13 protein-coding genes are annotated in these 15568 nt (G+C 72.5%); 9 read left to right on the plus strand and 4 right to left on the minus strand.

Annotated elements, in window-relative coordinates:
• Nucleotides 1–24: 24 nt before the first annotated feature.
• The 3 genes from ABZU43_RS18825 to ABZU43_RS18835 all read left to right on the plus strand — a co-directional run bounded on the left by ABZU43_RS18825 (nucleotide 25) and on the right by ABZU43_RS18835 (nucleotide 4076).
• Entirely contained in the window at nucleotides 25–1947 is a 1923-nt protein-coding gene (locus tag ABZU43_RS18825) for a bifunctional adenosylcobinamide kinase/adenosylcobinamide-phosphate guanylyltransferase (RefSeq protein WP_355007756.1), read from the plus strand.
• On the plus strand, nucleotides 1937–2710 hold the full coding sequence (locus ABZU43_RS18830) for an adenosylcobinamide-GDP ribazoletransferase (protein ID WP_355007757.1): 774 nt from the start codon (nucleotides 1937–1939) through the stop codon (nucleotides 2708–2710). Before ABZU43_RS18825 ends, ABZU43_RS18830 begins: the two co-directional genes overlap by 11 nt.
• Nucleotides 2711–2777: 67 nt before the next feature.
• On the plus strand, nucleotides 2778–4076 hold the full coding sequence (locus tag ABZU43_RS18835; RefSeq protein WP_355007758.1) for a DUF2314 domain-containing protein: 1299 nt from the start codon (nucleotides 2778–2780) through the stop codon (nucleotides 4074–4076).
• Nucleotides 4077–4193: 117 nt separating this feature from the next.
• On the opposite strand, the gene gcvT is transcribed toward ABZU43_RS18835, so the two are convergent.
• Entirely contained in the window at nucleotides 4194–5324 is a 1131-nt protein-coding gene (gcvT, locus tag ABZU43_RS18840; protein WP_355007759.1) for a glycine cleavage system aminomethyltransferase GcvT, read from the minus strand.
• Between the two features lie 162 nt (nucleotides 5325–5486).
• On the opposite strand from gcvT, the gene ABZU43_RS18845 reads away from it, so the two are divergent.
• On the plus strand, nucleotides 5487–7061 hold the full coding sequence (locus ABZU43_RS18845) for a leucyl aminopeptidase (protein WP_355007760.1): 1575 nt from the start codon (nucleotides 5487–5489) through the stop codon (nucleotides 7059–7061).
• 57 nt (nucleotides 7062–7118) lie between these two features.
• Here ABZU43_RS18845 and ABZU43_RS18850 read toward each other — a convergent pair whose 3' ends face one another.
• A complete protein-coding gene (locus tag ABZU43_RS18850) occupies nucleotides 7119–7445 on the minus strand; it encodes a hypothetical protein (protein ID WP_355007761.1) in 327 nt (108 codons plus the stop codon).
• A gap of 178 nt (nucleotides 7446–7623) precedes the next feature.
• Here ABZU43_RS18850 and lpdA point away from each other — a divergent pair, with 178 nt between their 5' ends.
• Nucleotides 7624–9015, plus strand: coding sequence for a dihydrolipoyl dehydrogenase (gene lpdA / locus ABZU43_RS18855; RefSeq protein ID WP_355007762.1), 1392 nt, complete (start codon nucleotides 7624–7626; stop codon nucleotides 9013–9015).
• A 67-nt stretch (nucleotides 9016–9082) separates the two neighbouring features.
• The gene (sucB, locus tag ABZU43_RS18860) at nucleotides 9083–10927 is read left to right on the plus strand and encodes a 2-oxoglutarate dehydrogenase, E2 component, dihydrolipoamide succinyltransferase (protein ID WP_355007763.1); all 1845 of its coding nucleotides are present in this window, start codon (nucleotides 9083–9085) and stop codon (nucleotides 10925–10927) included.
• A gap of 61 nt (nucleotides 10928–10988) precedes the next feature.
• On the opposite strand, the gene ABZU43_RS18865 is transcribed toward sucB, so the two are convergent.
• Entirely contained in the window at nucleotides 10989–11924 is a 936-nt protein-coding gene (locus ABZU43_RS18865) for an SDR family NAD(P)-dependent oxidoreductase (RefSeq protein ID WP_355007764.1), read from the minus strand.
• Nucleotides 11925–12076: 152 nt separating this feature from the next.
• On the opposite strand from ABZU43_RS18865, the gene ABZU43_RS18870 reads away from it, so the two are divergent.
• Nucleotides 12077–13414, plus strand: coding sequence for a low temperature requirement protein A (locus ABZU43_RS18870; RefSeq protein ID WP_355007765.1), 1338 nt, complete (start codon nucleotides 12077–12079; stop codon nucleotides 13412–13414).
• A 102-nt stretch (nucleotides 13415–13516) separates the two neighbouring features.
• A complete protein-coding gene (locus ABZU43_RS18875) occupies nucleotides 13517–14011 on the plus strand; it encodes a hemerythrin domain-containing protein (RefSeq protein WP_355007766.1) in 495 nt (164 codons plus the stop codon).
• 64 nt (nucleotides 14012–14075) lie between these two features.
• Here ABZU43_RS18875 and ABZU43_RS18880 read toward each other — a convergent pair whose 3' ends face one another.
• Nucleotides 14076–14471 carry a MerR family transcriptional regulator gene (locus ABZU43_RS18880; RefSeq protein ID WP_355007767.1) on the minus strand — a complete coding sequence of 132 codons (396 nt, stop codon included), beginning with the start codon at nucleotides 14469–14471 and terminating at the stop codon, nucleotides 14076–14078.
• 56 nt (nucleotides 14472–14527) lie between these two features.
• Here ABZU43_RS18880 and ABZU43_RS18885 point away from each other — a divergent pair, with 56 nt between their 5' ends.
• Nucleotides 14528–15517, plus strand: coding sequence for an aldo/keto reductase (locus ABZU43_RS18885; RefSeq protein WP_355007768.1), 990 nt, complete (start codon nucleotides 14528–14530; stop codon nucleotides 15515–15517).
• The last annotated feature ends 51 nt before the right edge of the window (nucleotides 15518–15568 follow it).

The following is a 15568-nucleotide window of genomic DNA, read 5'->3' on the forward strand; positions in this document are numbered from 1 at the left end:
AAGGATGAGAACTAAGGTACGGGCATGTCCGTAGACGGGTGGAACACGGTCCTGGTGCTCGGCGGTATCCGGTCCGGCAAGTCCGAGTTCGCCGAGTCCCTGGTCAGCGACGCGCCGGTGGTCCGCTACGTCGCCACCGCGCCCGAGGGCGACCCGGAGGACACCGAGTGGGCGACCCGGCTGGCGGCGCACCGCGCCCGACGGCCGGGCAGCTGGACCACCGAGGAGACCACCGAGGACCCGCGCCGGCTGGCCGACGTGCTCGAGTCCGCCGAGCCCAACGAGTTGTTGCTGGTCGACGACCTGGGCGGCTGGGTGACGGTGCTGCTCGACCCGGACCACCAGCCCGCCGACGACGTGGCGACCATCGCCGAGCTGGCCGAGGCGATCCGCGGGTGTGCCGCGCGGGTGGTGCTGGTGAGCCCCGAGGTGGGGCTGTCGCTGGTGCCGACCACCCCGCTGGGCCGGGCGTTCACCGACGCGTTGGGCGCGGCCAACCGTGCGGTCGCGGACGCCTGCGACGCGGTCGTACTGGTCGTCGCCGGTCAGCCGGTCTGGCTCAAGTCGCCCGTCACCGAACCGTCCGCTCCCGCCCCCGTGACCGCGTCGCCGGCCGCCGCCGCAGCACCGGTCGTGGCGAGCCTGGCCGACACCGAGCCCACCCCCGAGGTGCAGCTCCCCGACGTGCTGACCCCCACGCCGCCGGCCGCCCCGACCGCGGAACCGGGCAACCCGTGGGCCGCGCCGACAATGGCGCTGCCGATGGTGTCCACCGGGCTGGTCATCCAGCCCGGCATGGAGCTGCCGATGCCCGACGAGTACGCCGGCCCACAGGCGGTCGACCGGCTGGCCACGCTGGACGTACCGGGCGCCGGGCTGGGCGTGTTGGACCGGGTGGTGGGCTTCGCCGCCGCCACCCAGGGCACCTCGACCCCCGCCGCCTGGGGCTCAGCGCGGGTGCTGCTGCTGCACGGCGACCACGCCGGCGGGGCGGCGGCCGGCACCGTCGCCGGTGAGTCGGCACGCCGCGCCGCACAGGCCCGCGCCGGTCAGGGCGCGTTGGCACGGCTGGCCGCCGAGAGCGGCGCGAGTCTCCAGGTGGTGGACACCCCGGCCTCCGCGCCGATCGAAGACCAGCAGGCCCTCGCGCCTGAGCAGGTGGAGTCCGCGCTGCGTTACGGCTGGCGGTTGGCCGAGCAGGCCGCCGACGCCGGCGTACAACTGCTGGTGCTCGCCGCGTGCGGTGCCGGCACCGAGGCGGCGGCCGCGGCGGTGCTCGCGGCGACCGCGGGCGCTGAGCCGCCCGCCGTGCTGGGTCGGGTGATCACCGACTCCGGCGAGATCGACGACGCGGCGTGGATGATCCGCTGCGCGGCGGTGCGCGACGCGCTGCACCGCACCCGACGCTCGTCTCGCGGCGCCAAGGACATCCTGGCCGAGCTGGGCGGCGGCGACGTGGCGGTGGCCACCGGCGTGCTGCTCGGCGCCACCGCCCGCCGGGTGCCGGTGCTGCTCGACGGTCCGGTCGGGTTGGCCGCCGCCATGGTGAGCCGTGACCTGGCCGGGCAGGCCCGGCACTGGTGCCTGCTGGCCGACCACGGTGGGCACCCGGCCGTGCGGCTCGCCGCCGACGTGCTGGGCCTCACCCCGCTGCTCGACCTGCGGATGGATCTCGGCGAGGGCGCCAACGCGCTGGTCGCGCTGCCGCTGCTGCGCTCGGTGCTGGCGTTGTCCGCCGCGTTGCCGGTGCACCCGTCGCTGGGCGGCACCGACGACACCGACCCGCCCGCCGACGAGCCGGAGTCCACCGACCCGAGCTACGCGGACCCGGATCTCACCGAGCCCGACTCGACCGAGCCCGACTTCGCCGAGCCGGTGCCGGCCGGGCCGGGCCCGGCCAGCACCGGGGTGGACGAGCAGCCGGCGTCGGGCTGGCGTGCCGGCTGAGCCACGGCTGCTCGCGGGAGTCCGGCTGGCGGTCACCACGTTCACCACGCTGCCGGTGCGGGCCGGGCGCATCGACCGACCCGTCGCGGGCACGGCGATGGCCCTCGCCCCGGTGGTCGGTGCGCTGCTCGGCGCCCTGCTGGCCGGTGTGCTGCTGCTGGCCGGGGCGCTCGCACCGCCGCTGGTGGCGGCCGGTGTGACCGTCGGCGTCGCCGCGCTGCTCACCCGAGGACTGCACCTGGACGGGCTGGCCGACACAGTTGACGCGCTCGGCTCCTACCGGCGGGGCGCGGCGGCCCTGGAGATCATGAAGAAGCCGGACGTCGGCCCGTTCGGGGTGGTCGCCCTGGTGGTCGTACTCCTGGTGCAGGCGGCGGCGCTCGCCGACCTCGCCGGGCGGTCCTGGCCGGCTTGCCTCGCGGCGGTGGTCGCGGCGACCGCGGCCGGGCGGCTCGGTGTCACGATGGCTTGCCGGCGGGGCGTGCCGGCGGCCCGGCCCGACGGGCTGGGCGCGCTGGTCGCCGGCACAGTCGGCCCGGTGGCGTTGGCCGCCGGCGCGGTCGCCGTCGTGCTGCTGGCGGTGCCCGCGGTGCCGGGCCGTCCATGGCAGGGGCCGCTGGCCGTCGTCGCCGCGACCGCCGTCGCGCTACCGCTGCTCAACCACGTGGTACGCCGCCTCGGCGGGATCACCGGCGACGTCCTCGGCGCGACCGTCGAGGTGGTCACCACGCTGGTCTACCTGGGTCTGGTGCTGTCCGGCTGAACCGGGCCCGGCGGGCCGGGTAGCGTTCGGCTCGACAACACCGGCGCGGCCACCGGGGGAACCCACAATGCTCATCACGGACGACTTCCTGCCCGTTCCGGTGCCGGAGTCGCTCAGCGCGACCTACCTGGTGCCGATGGCGGGGCTACCGAAGGTCAGTGCGAAGACCGCGGTGGCGGCCCTGACCGGCCGGCTGGCCGAGCCGGTGCACGGGCTGGCCCGGCAGATGCTCGACAGCCCGCTGATGAGCGTCGACACCCGGCCGATCGCCGAGTTCCCCGAACTGCCACCGGACCTGCTCACCGCGTTCGGTGCCACCAAGGAGCAACTGGACCGGCTGGCGGCGGCGACGCACCTGGTGGTCGTACAGGCCGAGTACCGGCCCGGTTGGCCACCCGCGCACGAGTGGGCCGCGCGGGCGGTCGCGGCAGCCGTGGCGGAATCCGTCGACAGCGACGTGGTGGACGTCTTCGGCCTCCAGTTCCTCGACCCGGCGACCGCGCTGCGCTCCCTCCCCGACGAGCAGGGCCGGATCCGACTTGTCGACTGGGTGCTGGTGCCGTACTCGTCGGACACCGAGGGCCTGTGGTTCACCACCAAGGGGCTGCGCCGCTTCGGTCTGCTGGAGTTGCAGACCCAGGGGGTGCCCGACCACCTCACCCGGGCCTGGGGTGCGGTGATGACCGGGGCGGCCCGCCGACTGCTGCGGGACTGGACCGACGGGCTCACCGGCGAGGAGGTGCCGGCGTTCGTGCAGCTCCCGGTGCTGGCCACGGTCACCGGGCACGACATCGCTGTGGCGTACGGCAACCCGGAGCAGCACGGCGCCACCGCCCCGGTGCTGCTGCGCCTCGAACTGGACCCGGCGACCGACCCGGAGGCCGACTCGTTCCTCAGCCTGCGCCCGCCGGCCGGGCACCCCGGCCCGGACGGGCGCTACTACGCCGCCGCCTGCGCGACCCTGTTCTCCGGCATCCAGCCGGACGTGCGTTACGCCCGCTCCGGTGACGCGATGAGCCGTGCGGTCGCCACCGCCCGGGCCGCGCTGGATGACGCTCGGGCCCGGTTCGTCGCAGGGCAACTCCCCACCGAGTCGCAACTGGTGGTGAAGTACGGCCTGCCCGGAGACGACGGCCCGGAGTACGTCTGGGCGGGCGTCACCTCGTGGGAGACCCCGGAACGCATCGTCGGCGTGAGCGCCAGCGACGCCAACACCGACCAGAGCGTCCGCATCGGCGCCCCCGTGGTCGTGGAGACGTCCGACGTGGTCGACTGGGCCGTCCTGGACGCCACAGGCGTCATCGAAGGCGGCTGGACCCAGGCAGTCCTGGACTCCGGCGAACCCCCAACCCCCAAAACCCCCTAACCCCAACCCCCCTCCGGGCCCCTCCGGGCGCGTTGATCATGAAGTTATTGCCACCGCCGTCGGCGTGTCGTGGCAATAACTTCATGATCAACCAGGGCTGGGGCCCCGGGCGGGGGGTTACTTCACTGAGGGGGTTACGAAGGGGGGTTTGGTCAGGGTCAGGGGGGCTCGGCGGCCTCGGATGTCGATCTCGACCTCGTCGCCGTCGGTCAGGTTGGCGTCGGTGTTCAGCAGGGCCAGCGCGATGCCCTGCTTCCTCGTCGGGCTGAAGGTGCCGCTGGTCACGGTGCCGACCTGGGTGTCGCCCACGTGCAGGGTCATGCCGGGCCGCGGGATCGCCCGGTCGACGGCCACCAGGCCGCGCAGCGTACGCCGGGGGCCGGCGGCCTTCTCGGCGAGCAGCGCGTCGCGGCCCCAGAAGGCCGGCTTGTCCCAGCCGACCGCCCAGCCGGAGCGGGCCTGCACCGGGCTGATGTCCAGGGAGAGGTCCTGCCCGTGCAGCGGGTACCCCATCTCGGTCCGCAGCGTGTCCCGGGCGGCCAGCCCGCAGGCCCGCAGCTCGAACGCCGCACCGGCGGCGAAGAGCGCATCCCAGACGCTGACCGCGTCCTCCGCCGGCACCACCAGTTCGTAGCCCAGCTCACCCGTGTAGCCGGTGCGGCAGACGGTCAGCTCCACCCCGGCGAGGGTCGCGGCGGAGAAGCTCATGTAGCCGTGCTCGGTGGGCAGGTCCAGGGCGGCCAGCAACTCGGCCGAGCGGGGACCCTGCACGGCCAGCACCGCGTACGCCTCGTGCTCGTCGGTGACTGTCACCTGTGCGGGAGCGGCGGCGCGCAACCGGCGCACCACCTCGGCGGTGTTCGCCGCGTTCGGAATGAGGAAGACGTGGTCGTCGGCGTAGAGGTAGGCGATGATGTCGTCCACCACACCGCCGGTGGCGTCGTCGCAGCAGAGCGTGTACTGCGCCCGGCCCGGGCCGATCCGGCCCAGGTCGTTGCTGAGGCAGGAGTTGACGAAGTCGGCCGCTCCGGGGCCGCTCACCCGGGCCTTGCCCAGGTGTGACACGTCGAAGACCCCGACCGCCGTACGCACAGCGGTGTGCTCCTTGAGCACCCCGCCGCCGGCGTACTCCAGGGGCATTTCCCAGCCCCCGAAGGGGGCGAACTTGGCTCCGGCGGCGGTGTGCCGCTCGTGCAGCGGGGAACGGCGCAGCCGGGTCGCGGCAGCGTCGGAGGTCACGTCGGTCATGGGTGGCAACTTACCGGGGGCAACGTCGCTGGTTAGCATCGGCGGGAGCCCGCTGGCGCTGTCGGCGGGACAGCCATGACGTCCGGCGGGTAGGTTCCGCCGGAGACCTTCACCGCTGGTACGCGACGCCGCGACCGGCCCGGCCCGCCCGGAGTAGCTTCAGTGACTTCACCCCGCACCACCAACCTGAGCCTGGTCGACACCGACCCGGCGGAGCTCGCCGTCGACGCGATCGTGATCGGCGTGCACAGCCAGACCGGAGAGCAGGGCGCCACCAGCGGCCTCGCCGGCACCCTGCTGCTCGCCAGCGGCGCCGAGAGCATCGCTGCCGCGTTCGACGGCAAGCTGACCGAGACCCTCGCGCTGCTCGGCGCGACCGGCGGGCCGGGTGAGGTGATCAAGCTGGCCACGCTGGGCACCGTGACCGCCCCGCTGGTCACCGCGGTCGGGCTCGGCCCGGAGCCGTCGGGTGCCGCCCCGGCCCCGGAGACGCTGCGCCGGGCCGCGGGTGCGGCGATCCGTGCCCTGGCGGGCGCACCCACTGTCGCGCTGGCGCTGCCGCTGCCGGACGACGCGGACGCGTCGGCCGAGCTGCGCGCGGTCGCCGAGGGCGCGCTGCTGGGTGGGTACCGGTTCCCCGGTTACAAGACCCGGCCCCAGCCGACCCGGCGCGAGCCGGTGGCCGAGGTGCTCATCGCGGTGCCGGACGCCACCGACGCGGCAGCCCAGGCGGAGGTCGTCCGGGCGCAGGCGGTGGCGGGCGCGGTCCGGCTCAGCCGGGACTGGGTGAACACCGCGCCGAACGAGCTGCGTCCGCCGTCGTTCGCCGACGCGGTCGCCAGCGCGGCGCGCGAGGCGGGCCTCGGCGTCGAGGTGCTCGACGAGGCGGCGCTGGCCGCTGGCGGGTACGGCGGCATCGTCGCGGTCGGGCAGGGCTCGGAGGCCCCGCCGCGGCTGGTGAAGCTGACCTACACCCCGCAGGGCGGCGGCAACGGCAAGCGGGTCGCGCTAGTCGGTAAGGGCATCACCTTCGACACCGGCGGCATCTCGATCAAGCCGGCGCAGGGCATGTGGGAGATGAAGTCCGACATGGCGGGCGCCGCCGCGGTGGGCGCGGCCATGCTGGCGATCGCCGCGCTGAAGCCGACGGTGGCGGTCAGCGCGTACCTGCCGATGGCGGAGAACATGCCGTCGGGCACCAGCTACCGGCCGGGTGACGTGATCACCATGTTCAACGGCAAGCGGGTCGAGGTGCTCAACACCGACGCCGAGGGCCGGATGATCCTGGGCGACGCCATGGCCCGTGCCTGCGCGGACGGCACCGACTACCTGTTCGAGACCTCCACCCTGACCGGCGGCCAGGTCATCTCGCTGGGCAAGCGGATGGCCGGCGTGATGGGCACCCCGCAGCTGTGCGACCGGGTGAAGGTGGCCGGCGACGCCGTCGGCGAGCCGGCCTGGCCGATGCCGCTGCCCGACGACGTCCGTAAGGGCATGGAGTCGGATGTGGCGGACATCTCGCAGGTCAACGCCGGGATGGACCGGGCCGGTCACATGCTGCAGGGCGGCGTGTTCCTGCGCGAGTTCGTGACCGACGACGTGGCGTGGGCGCACATCGACATCGCTGGGCCGGGCTACCACTCGGGCGAGCCGACCGGCTACTGGACCAAGGGCGGCACCGGCGTTCCGGTCCGCACGCTGGTGCAGCTCGTCGAGGATGTCGCCGCCAACGGCTGACGGAACGGAAAGCGAGGGGCCCCCGGTCGCCGCCGGGGGCCCCTTTCGCGTTGCTCACTACCGCTCGGGGCGACGTTTGCGGCGTTCGTTGAAGTCGCGCATCCGCTGCGGGTAGCCCATCAGCCGGACGTCGTAGACCGGGATGCCCATCCGGTACGCGAAGCGCCGGGCTCCGTCCGGGCCGTCGATGCGCCGACGGGTCCACTCCCCGTCGTCGGCGATCAGGATGACGGTGGTCTCGGTCACCGTCGTACGGGGTTCGATGTACGCCTCGACGCCGCGCCGACTCCGGATGAAGTTCTCCAAATGGTCCAGATCCCCACGACTGGCAGCACGGTCATGGCTCGGCACAGCCGCCTGTTTGCGGCGCCGGAACAAGCCCACCGGTTCTCTCCCCCACCGAGCGTCATCGACAACGGTGCCAAGGGTACGTGTCGATGACGTGTCGTTGGGCACCTCGGTACGCACCCTGTGCCCAGTGGTGACAAGATGACCGAGGTGGGGTGTGTCCGTGTTACACCTCTGTGACCCCCGATGCAGCGACGCGACCTGGGAGTTGGACGTGAGCGAGCCGAACGAAGCGACCTTCGACATTGTCATTCTCGGAGGTGGCAGCGGCGGCTACGCGACCGCGCTGCGCGCCGTCCAGCTGGGCCTGAAGGTCGCGCTGGTCGAGAAGGGCAAACTCGGCGGCACCTGCCTGCACAACGGCTGCATCCCGACGAAGGCTCTGCTGCACGCCGCCGAGATCGCCGACCAGGCCCGCGAGTCGGAGCAGTTCGGGGTCAAGGCCGAGCTGATCGGCATCGACATGGCCGGGGTCAACTCGTACAAGGACGGCGTGATCGCCCGCCTGTACAAGGGCCTGCAGGGCATGTTGAAGGGCAACAAGGGCATCACGATCGTCGAGGGTGCCGGCAAGCTGGTCGGCAAGAACGTGGTCGAGGTGGACGGCAAGCGCTACACCGGCCGCAACATCGTCCTGGCCTCCGGCTCGTACGCGAAGAGCCTGCCCGGCCTGGAGGTCGACGGCGAGCGGATCATCACCAGCGACCACGCCCTCACGATGGACCGGGTGCCGTCGTCGGTGATCGTGCTCGGTGGCGGCGTGATCGGCGTCGAGTTCGCCAGCGTGTGGAAGTCCTTCGGCGTGGACGTGACGATCGTCGAGGCGCTGCCCCGGCTGGTCGCCGCCGAGGACGAGGAGTCGTCCAAGGCGCTGGAGCGGGCGTTCCGCAAGCGGAAGATCAACTTCAAGGTCGGCAAGCCGTTCGAGAAGGTCGAGAAGACCGAGGGCGGCGTCAAGCTGACCATCCAGGGCGGCGAGACCGTCGAGGCGGAGCTGCTGCTGGTCGCCGTGGGTCGCGGCCCGAACACCGCCAACCTCGGGTACGAGGAGCAGGGCGTCAAGATGGACCGCGGCTTCGTGCTGACCGACGAGCGGCTGCGCACCAGCGTGCCGAACGTCTACGCGGTCGGCGACATCGTGCCCGGCCTCCAGCTCGCGCACCGCGGCTTCCAGCAGGGCATCTTCGTCGCCGAGGAGATCGCCGGCCAGAACCCCGCCGTGATCGACGAGGTCGGCATCCCGCGCGTCACGTACTGCGACCCGGAGCTGGCGTCGGTGGGCCTCACCGAGGCCAAGGCCAAGGAGCAGTACGGCGCTGACAAGGTCAAGACGTACAACTACAACCTGGGTGGCAACGGAAAGAGCCAGATCCTCAAGACCACCGGCTTCGTGAAGCTGGTCCGGGTCGAGGACGGCCCGGTCGTCGGCGTACACATGATCGGCGCCCGGGTGGGTGAGCTGATCGGTGAGGCGCAGCTCATCTACAACTGGGAGGCGTACCCGGCGGAGGTCGCCCAGCTCGTGCACGCCCACCCGACCCAGAACGAGGCCCTGGGCGAGGCGCACCTGGCCCTCGCCGGCAAGCCGCTGCACGCGCACGCCTGATCATCCAAAACCGCGGCGTCCGGCGACGGGCGAAGATCCCACCAGGGGAATGAAGGAGTCTCAGAACATGCCGGTATCGGTCACCATGCCCCGGCTCGGCGAGAGCGTCACCGAGGGCACCGTCACTCGCTGGCTCAAGCAGGAGGGCGACACGGTCGAGGTCGACGAGCCCCTGCTTGAGGTCTCCACCGACAAGGTCGACACCGAGATCCCGTCACCCGCTGCCGGCGTGCTGAGCCGGATCGTGGTCGGCGAGGACGAGACCGCCGAGGTCGGCAGCGAGCTGGCCGTCATCGCCGGTGAGGGCGAGTCGACCGGCGGCGGCGAGGCGGCCCCGCAGGAGCAGGCCCCGGCCGAGTCGGTCGAGCCGGCCGCCGAGCCGACGGCCGCCGCCGAGGGCACCGCCGACGAGGTGGCCCAGGACGAGGCCCCGGCCGAGGCGCCGGCTCCGGCCGCCGCCTCGTCGGGCGAGGGCACCGCGGTGAAGATGCCCGCCCTGGGCGAGAGCGTCACCGAGGGTACGGTCACCCGCTGGCTGAAGCAGGTCGGCGAGACCATCGACGTCGACGAGCCGCTGCTGGAGGTCTCCACCGACAAGGTGGACACCGAGATCCCGTCGCCGGTCGCCGGCACGGTGCTGGAGATCAAGGTCGCCGAGGACGAGACCGCAGCGGTCGGCGCCGACCTGGCGATCATCGGCGCTGCCGGCGGGGCCCCCGCCCAGGCGCAGCCCGAGCCGAAGCCCGAGCCGAAGGCGGAGGCCAAGCCGGCGCCGAAGGCCGAGCCGAAGCCGGAGCCGAAGGTCGAGGAGCCGACGCAGGGCGCCTCGTACAGCGAGCCCGCCGCGGAGACCGAGAGCTCGGCGCAGCCGGCGAAGACCGAGCAGGCCGCGCAGCCTGCCGCGTCGACCTCGGCGCCGGCACGTCCGTCCGCTCCGGCGCCGGGTGCCGGCGAGGAGGCCGCCGGGTACGTGACCCCGCTGGTGCGCAAGCTGGCCAGTGAGCACGGCGTCGACCTGGCCGCGCTCAACGGCACCGGCGTGGGAGGTCGGATCCGCAAGCAGGACGTGCTGGAGGCGGCCGAGAAGGTGAAGGCCGCCAAGGCCGCGCCGGCCCAGGCTGCTCAGCCGAGTGCCGCGCCGTCGGCCGCTGCGGCGAAGCCGGCCGTCAAGCCGGAGCCCAGCGCGAAGCGGGGCACCACGGAGAAGCTGCCGCGGATCCGGGCGACCATCGCCAAGCGGATGCAGCAGTCGCTGCACGAGACGGCGCAGCTGACCACTGTCGTCGAGGTCGACGTCACCAAGGTCGCCAAGCTGCGGACGAAGGCCAAGGACTCGTTCCTGGCCAAGCACGGCGTGAAGCTGTCCTTCCTGCCGTTCTTCGCCCTCGCCGCCATCGAGGCGCTGCAGACCCACCCGATCATCCAGGCCAGCATGGACCTGGAGGGCGGCACGATCACCTACCCGGCTGCCGAGCACCTCGGCATCGCTGTGGACACCGAGCGCGGTCTGCTCGTGCCGGTCATCCACAACGCCGGTGACCTCAACATGGGCGGCATCGCCAAGCGGATCGCCGACCTTGCCGAGCGCACCCGGGCCAACAAGATCACCCCGGACGAGATGGCCGGGGCGACCTTCACGCTGACCAACACCGGCAGCCGTGGTGCCCTCTTCGACACCCCGATCGTGCCGTCGCCGCAGTCGGCGATGCTCGGCACGGGTGCCGTGGTGAAGCGTCCGGTCGTGGTGAACGACCCGGAGCTGGGCGAGGTCATCGCGGTTCGGTCGATGGTCTACCTGGCCATGTCGTACGACCACCGGCTGATCGACGGTGCCGACGCGGCCCGCTTCCTGACCGCGGTCAAGGAGCGGCTGGAGGGCGGCAACTTCGAGTCGGAGCTGGGCCTGGCCTGATCCGCTGAACGACGAGAGGGCGCCCCGGTCATCGACCGGGGCGCCCTTCCCGTTCTGGTACTCAGCTCTTGAGCAGGGCGGTGGAGACCTGCCAGAGTCGCTCGGCGGCCTCCGGGTCCAGCGCGTAGTCGGCGACCCCGGTCCGCTGGCCCGGTTGGGCGGGGGCGGCCTCCTGGCAGTCCTCGAAGTAGCGCCCACCCACCTCGTCGAGCAGCGGTGACGCGGCGACCAGCACGGAGGTGGCGGCGCCCTGCTCGACGGTCTTCCAGGCCGCCGCGTTGCCCGACCGCATCCGGTCCAGCTCCTCCTTGCTCACGTAGCGCTGCAGGTTGGTCTGGATCGCGCCGGGCATCAGCGAGTTGGTGTAGATGCCGTCGTCGGACCAGCGCCGGGTCGCTTCCACGGCGAACAGCACGTTTGCCGTCTTGGACTGCCCGTACGCCTGCCACGGCTCGTACTCCCGCTTGTCGTACTGGATGTCCTCGAAGACCACCGGCGAGCGCAGGTGGGCGGCGGAGCTGACCGAGACGATCCTGGCCCCGTCGCCGGCGGCGAGTGCCGGGCGGAGCCCGTTGGCGAGCGCGAAGTGCCCCAGGTGGTTGGTGGCGAACTGCATCTCCCAGCCCTGCGGTGTGCGGGACAGCGGTGCCGCCATGATCCCGGCGTTGTTGACCAGGATGTGCAGGGGGCCGTCCCAGTTGGCCACGAAGTCGGCGATCGAACCCTGGTCGGCGAGGTCGAGCGGGGCGACCAGGACCCGGTCGTTGCCGGTGGTGCCGGTGATGTCGTTGGCGGCCTGCTGACCCGCGTCCGGGTTCCGGACGGCCACTGTGACCTCCGCGCCTGCGCTGGCCAGGGCGCGGGCGGTCTCCACGCCGATTCCGGAGGACCCGCCGGTGACGATTGCCCGCCGCCCGGCGAGGTCCACGCCCCGGATCACGTCCATCGCGGTGGAGTGATGGGCAAACGAAGTGGTGATCGGGTTGTTGGTCGTCATTGTCCATCCTTGTCCGGGGTGGGCGGACCGACCGGCCCGCTGCGGGAGGCCGTGGCCCCGGTGTTTCCCCGACCCGGGCCGGAGGTAACGCCGAGCCCGTCGCCATCGCCGTTCGGGCCTCCGACCAGCCCGGACGCTGCCAGAGTGGGATCGTGGGCGGCTACCGGCGGGGTGGACAGCTGGGACCGGCCGTCCCGATCGCCCCGGGCGCCCGGGTGGACAAGTTCGAGGTCTTCTTCGACCTGGTCTTCGTCTTCTCGTTCTTCATCATCACCCGGGCCACCGCCGCGAACATCTCCAGCCGGCAACTGCTGCACGCCGGCCTGGTGCTCGCCGTGCTCTGGTGGATCTGGGTGGTACACAGCCTGGTCGCCACCCGGGTCCGGCTGGGCGAGGGTTACGTCCCGGTGCTCATGGTGATCGCGATGGTCGCCCTGTTCGCGTTCGCGCTGGCGCTGCCACAGGCGTTCACCGACCCGAAGGGGAGCGCTGCCGGCCCGATGCTGGTGGCGATCAGTTACGTCGTGGTCCGCGGCATCCACTGGATCCTCTATCAGCACGTGGTGCGGGACAGCCCGCAGGAGCGGCGGCAACTGCGGCGCTTCGCTCCGGAGCTGGCGGTGAGCATCGTGCTGCTGCTGGCCGCCGCGCTCATCCCGCCGCAGATCACCGACCCCGACCGGGCCGCCCTGGTCCGCGACGGGCTGTGGATCGCCGTGGTGGTGGTGCAGTACGCCACCGGCTTCATCGTTGGGACCTGGGGCTGGGGGGTGACCAGCGCCGAGCACTGGACCGAGCGCTACGACCTCATCCTGATCATCGCTCTGGGCGAGTCGATCATTTCGACGGGGGTGGGCGGCAACCTGCTCGGCAAGCCGGTCACCTGGCCGGCGGTGGCCGCCGCCGCGCTCGGCATCGTGGTCACCGCAGCCCTCTGGTGGGCGCACTTCGACTTCATCGGGCCGGCCGCCCGGATCGCCCTGCACGCGGCGGAGGGCGGCCCCCGGGTGGCGATGGCCCGCGACGCGTACGCGTACGCGTACCTGCCGATGATCGCCGGGGTGATCCTCTTCTCGATCGGCAACGAGGAGATCCTCCACAAGATCACCGACCCGGCCGGCGGGATCGCCGAGAAGATCGAGGGACCGGCGATACCGATGTTCTTCGGCGGTCTGATCTGCTACTTCGCCGTCAACCTGCTCTTCCAGTTGCGCACCCTGCACACCGTCACCTGGACCCGCATCGGCGTCATAGTGGTTCTCACAGCGGCCCTTCCGGTCGGCCAGCACCTGCCGGCGCTGGGCGCGCTCATCCTCGCGACAGTGATCTGCGTGGCGCTGGTGGCCGTGGAGGTGGTGGTGATGGCACAGTCCCGGCACGCCCTGCGGGCCGCCGTCTTCCAGGAGCGGACCAGCCACGAGGCCCATGAGGCCGCCTGGCGGGCGCGCTGGCACGACGTCCGGGAGACCGACGAACCGACCACTCCGTGATTCCCGCGTTTGGGGGCGCGACCGGCCGGCCCTAGACTTCGGCCCAGCGTCGCAGTGCACCCGGCCCGAAGGCCGCCGTGGGCATGGAGGCGCGGGGACAGCATGGGACGACACGTGCACCCAACCGGTTCACCGGCCGGCCGGCTCGCCGCCGTCGGCAATCAGATGATCGAGATCCACCTCTGGCTCAGCGCGGAGCTGGCCCGGCTGCAGGCAAGCCTCGACACCCCGTCGCGGGACCTGCGGGCACACTGCCTCACCTTCTGCGCCGCGCTCGGCCGACACCACACCGGTGAGGACGCTGGCGCGTTCCGGCTGCTGGCCGAGGAGGCCCCCGAGCTGCGCCCAGTCATCGACAACCTGATCACCGATCACGAGGTGGTGGCGGGGATCCTGGAACGGGTCGAGGCACTGCTGGGCGGCGACGCGGCGGTGCCGGTCGCCGAGGTACGCGCCGAGCTGGCCGGGCTCGCCGCCCTGCTGGAGTCGCACTTCCGCTACGAGGAGAAGCGGCTGGTCACCGCCCTGAACGCGCTCACCGGTCGACCCGGAACGACAGAGGACCTGCTCGGCCTGTCCGCGCCCGGTCCCCCCTAACCGGCCCGCTCAGGTCGAGCGCGCACGGTTCCGGCCCGCTCGGCCTGAGCGCGCACGGTTCCCCCTAGCCGGCCTGCTCGGCCTCCGAGCCCGGGGCGTCAGGGGGTAGTCGCTCGTAGAAGCGGATCTTCTCCCGGAGGTGGTCGTACTGGCGCTGGAGCAGGCGCATCTGCTCCTCGACCCGCGCCGCGTGGTGGCACAGCAACTCGTGCCGCTCGTCGGTGGTGTGCTCGCCGTCGCGGGCCAGTTGCGCGTAGCGGCGCATCTGCGCGATCGGCATCCCGGTGTCCCGCAGGCAGCGGAACAGCACCAGCCAGCCGAGGTCGTCGTCGGTGAAGACCCGCTGCCCGCCCGCCGTGCGCTCAACGTCCGCGAGCAGGCCGATCTTCTCGTAGTACCGCAGGGTGTCCAGGCTGAAGCCGCTGCGGCGGGCGGCCTCCGAAGGGGCGTAACCGCTCATCTCGCGAGATGGTAGCGCTTGACCTGGAGCGCGCTCCAGGTTGGAGGCTGGTGACCATGACGACGACACGGACGCTGGGACGCAGCGGCATCGCGGTGAGCGCGATCGGAATGGGGTGCTGGGCCATCGGCGGCCCGCTCTGGGGTGACGACGGGCAGCCGTTCGGCTGGGGCGAGGTGGACGACGACGAGTCGATCCGCACCATCCACCGGGCGCTCGATCTCGGGGTGACCCTGTTCGACACCGCCAGCAACTACGGCGCCGGGCACAGCGAGCGGATCCTCGGTCGAGCCCTGGACGGGCGGCGGGACAGCGTGGTGATCGCCACCAAGTTCGGCAACGTCAGCGAGGAGAGCACCCGGCGGGCGCTCGGCACCGACGCCAGCCCGGCCTTCGCGGTGCGCAGCCTGGAAGACTCGCTGCGCCGGCTCGGCACCGACCACGTCGACCTCTATCAACTGCACATCAACGCACTGCCGGTGCCCGCCGCGCTCGATCTGGTCGACACCCTGGAGGCCCTGGTCGACCAGGGCAAGATCCGGGCGTACGGCTGGAGCACCGACGACCCAGCCTCGGCGGAGGCGTTCGCGGCCGCCGGACCGCACTGCGCCGCGATCCAGCACGACGAGTCGGTGCTGCGCGACAACGCGGCGGTGCTGGCGGTCTGCGACAAGCACGACCTGGCCAGCCTCAACCGCGGCCCGCTGGCGATGGGGCTGCTCACCGGGTCGACCCGGGCGGTCGGGGCGGACGATGTGCGCGGACGGGCACCGGAGTGGCTGGAATGGTTCACCGACGGCCGGCCGACGCCACGCTGGGCGGCCCGGGTCGACCAGGTCCGCGCGGCGCTCACCGCCGATGGGCGCACCCTGGCCCAGGGCGCGCTGGGCTGGCTGCTGGCGCGCAGCCCCCGTACCGTGCCGATCCCCGGCCTGCGCACGGTCGCCCAGGCCGACGAGAACCTGGCCACCCTGGAGCTGGGACCCCTGAGCCCCGAGTCCTACGCCGAGGTGGAGCGCCTCCTAACCGACCTCCGCACCCCCTAACCCCGCCCTCGCCCCCGGCCCGCCCTCGCCCCGTCGATCTTGCACTTCCTG

This window comes from Micromonospora sp. NPDC005205, from assembly GCF_040608275.1.
Classification (GTDB): domain Bacteria; phylum Actinomycetota; class Actinomycetes; order Mycobacteriales; family Micromonosporaceae; genus Micromonospora.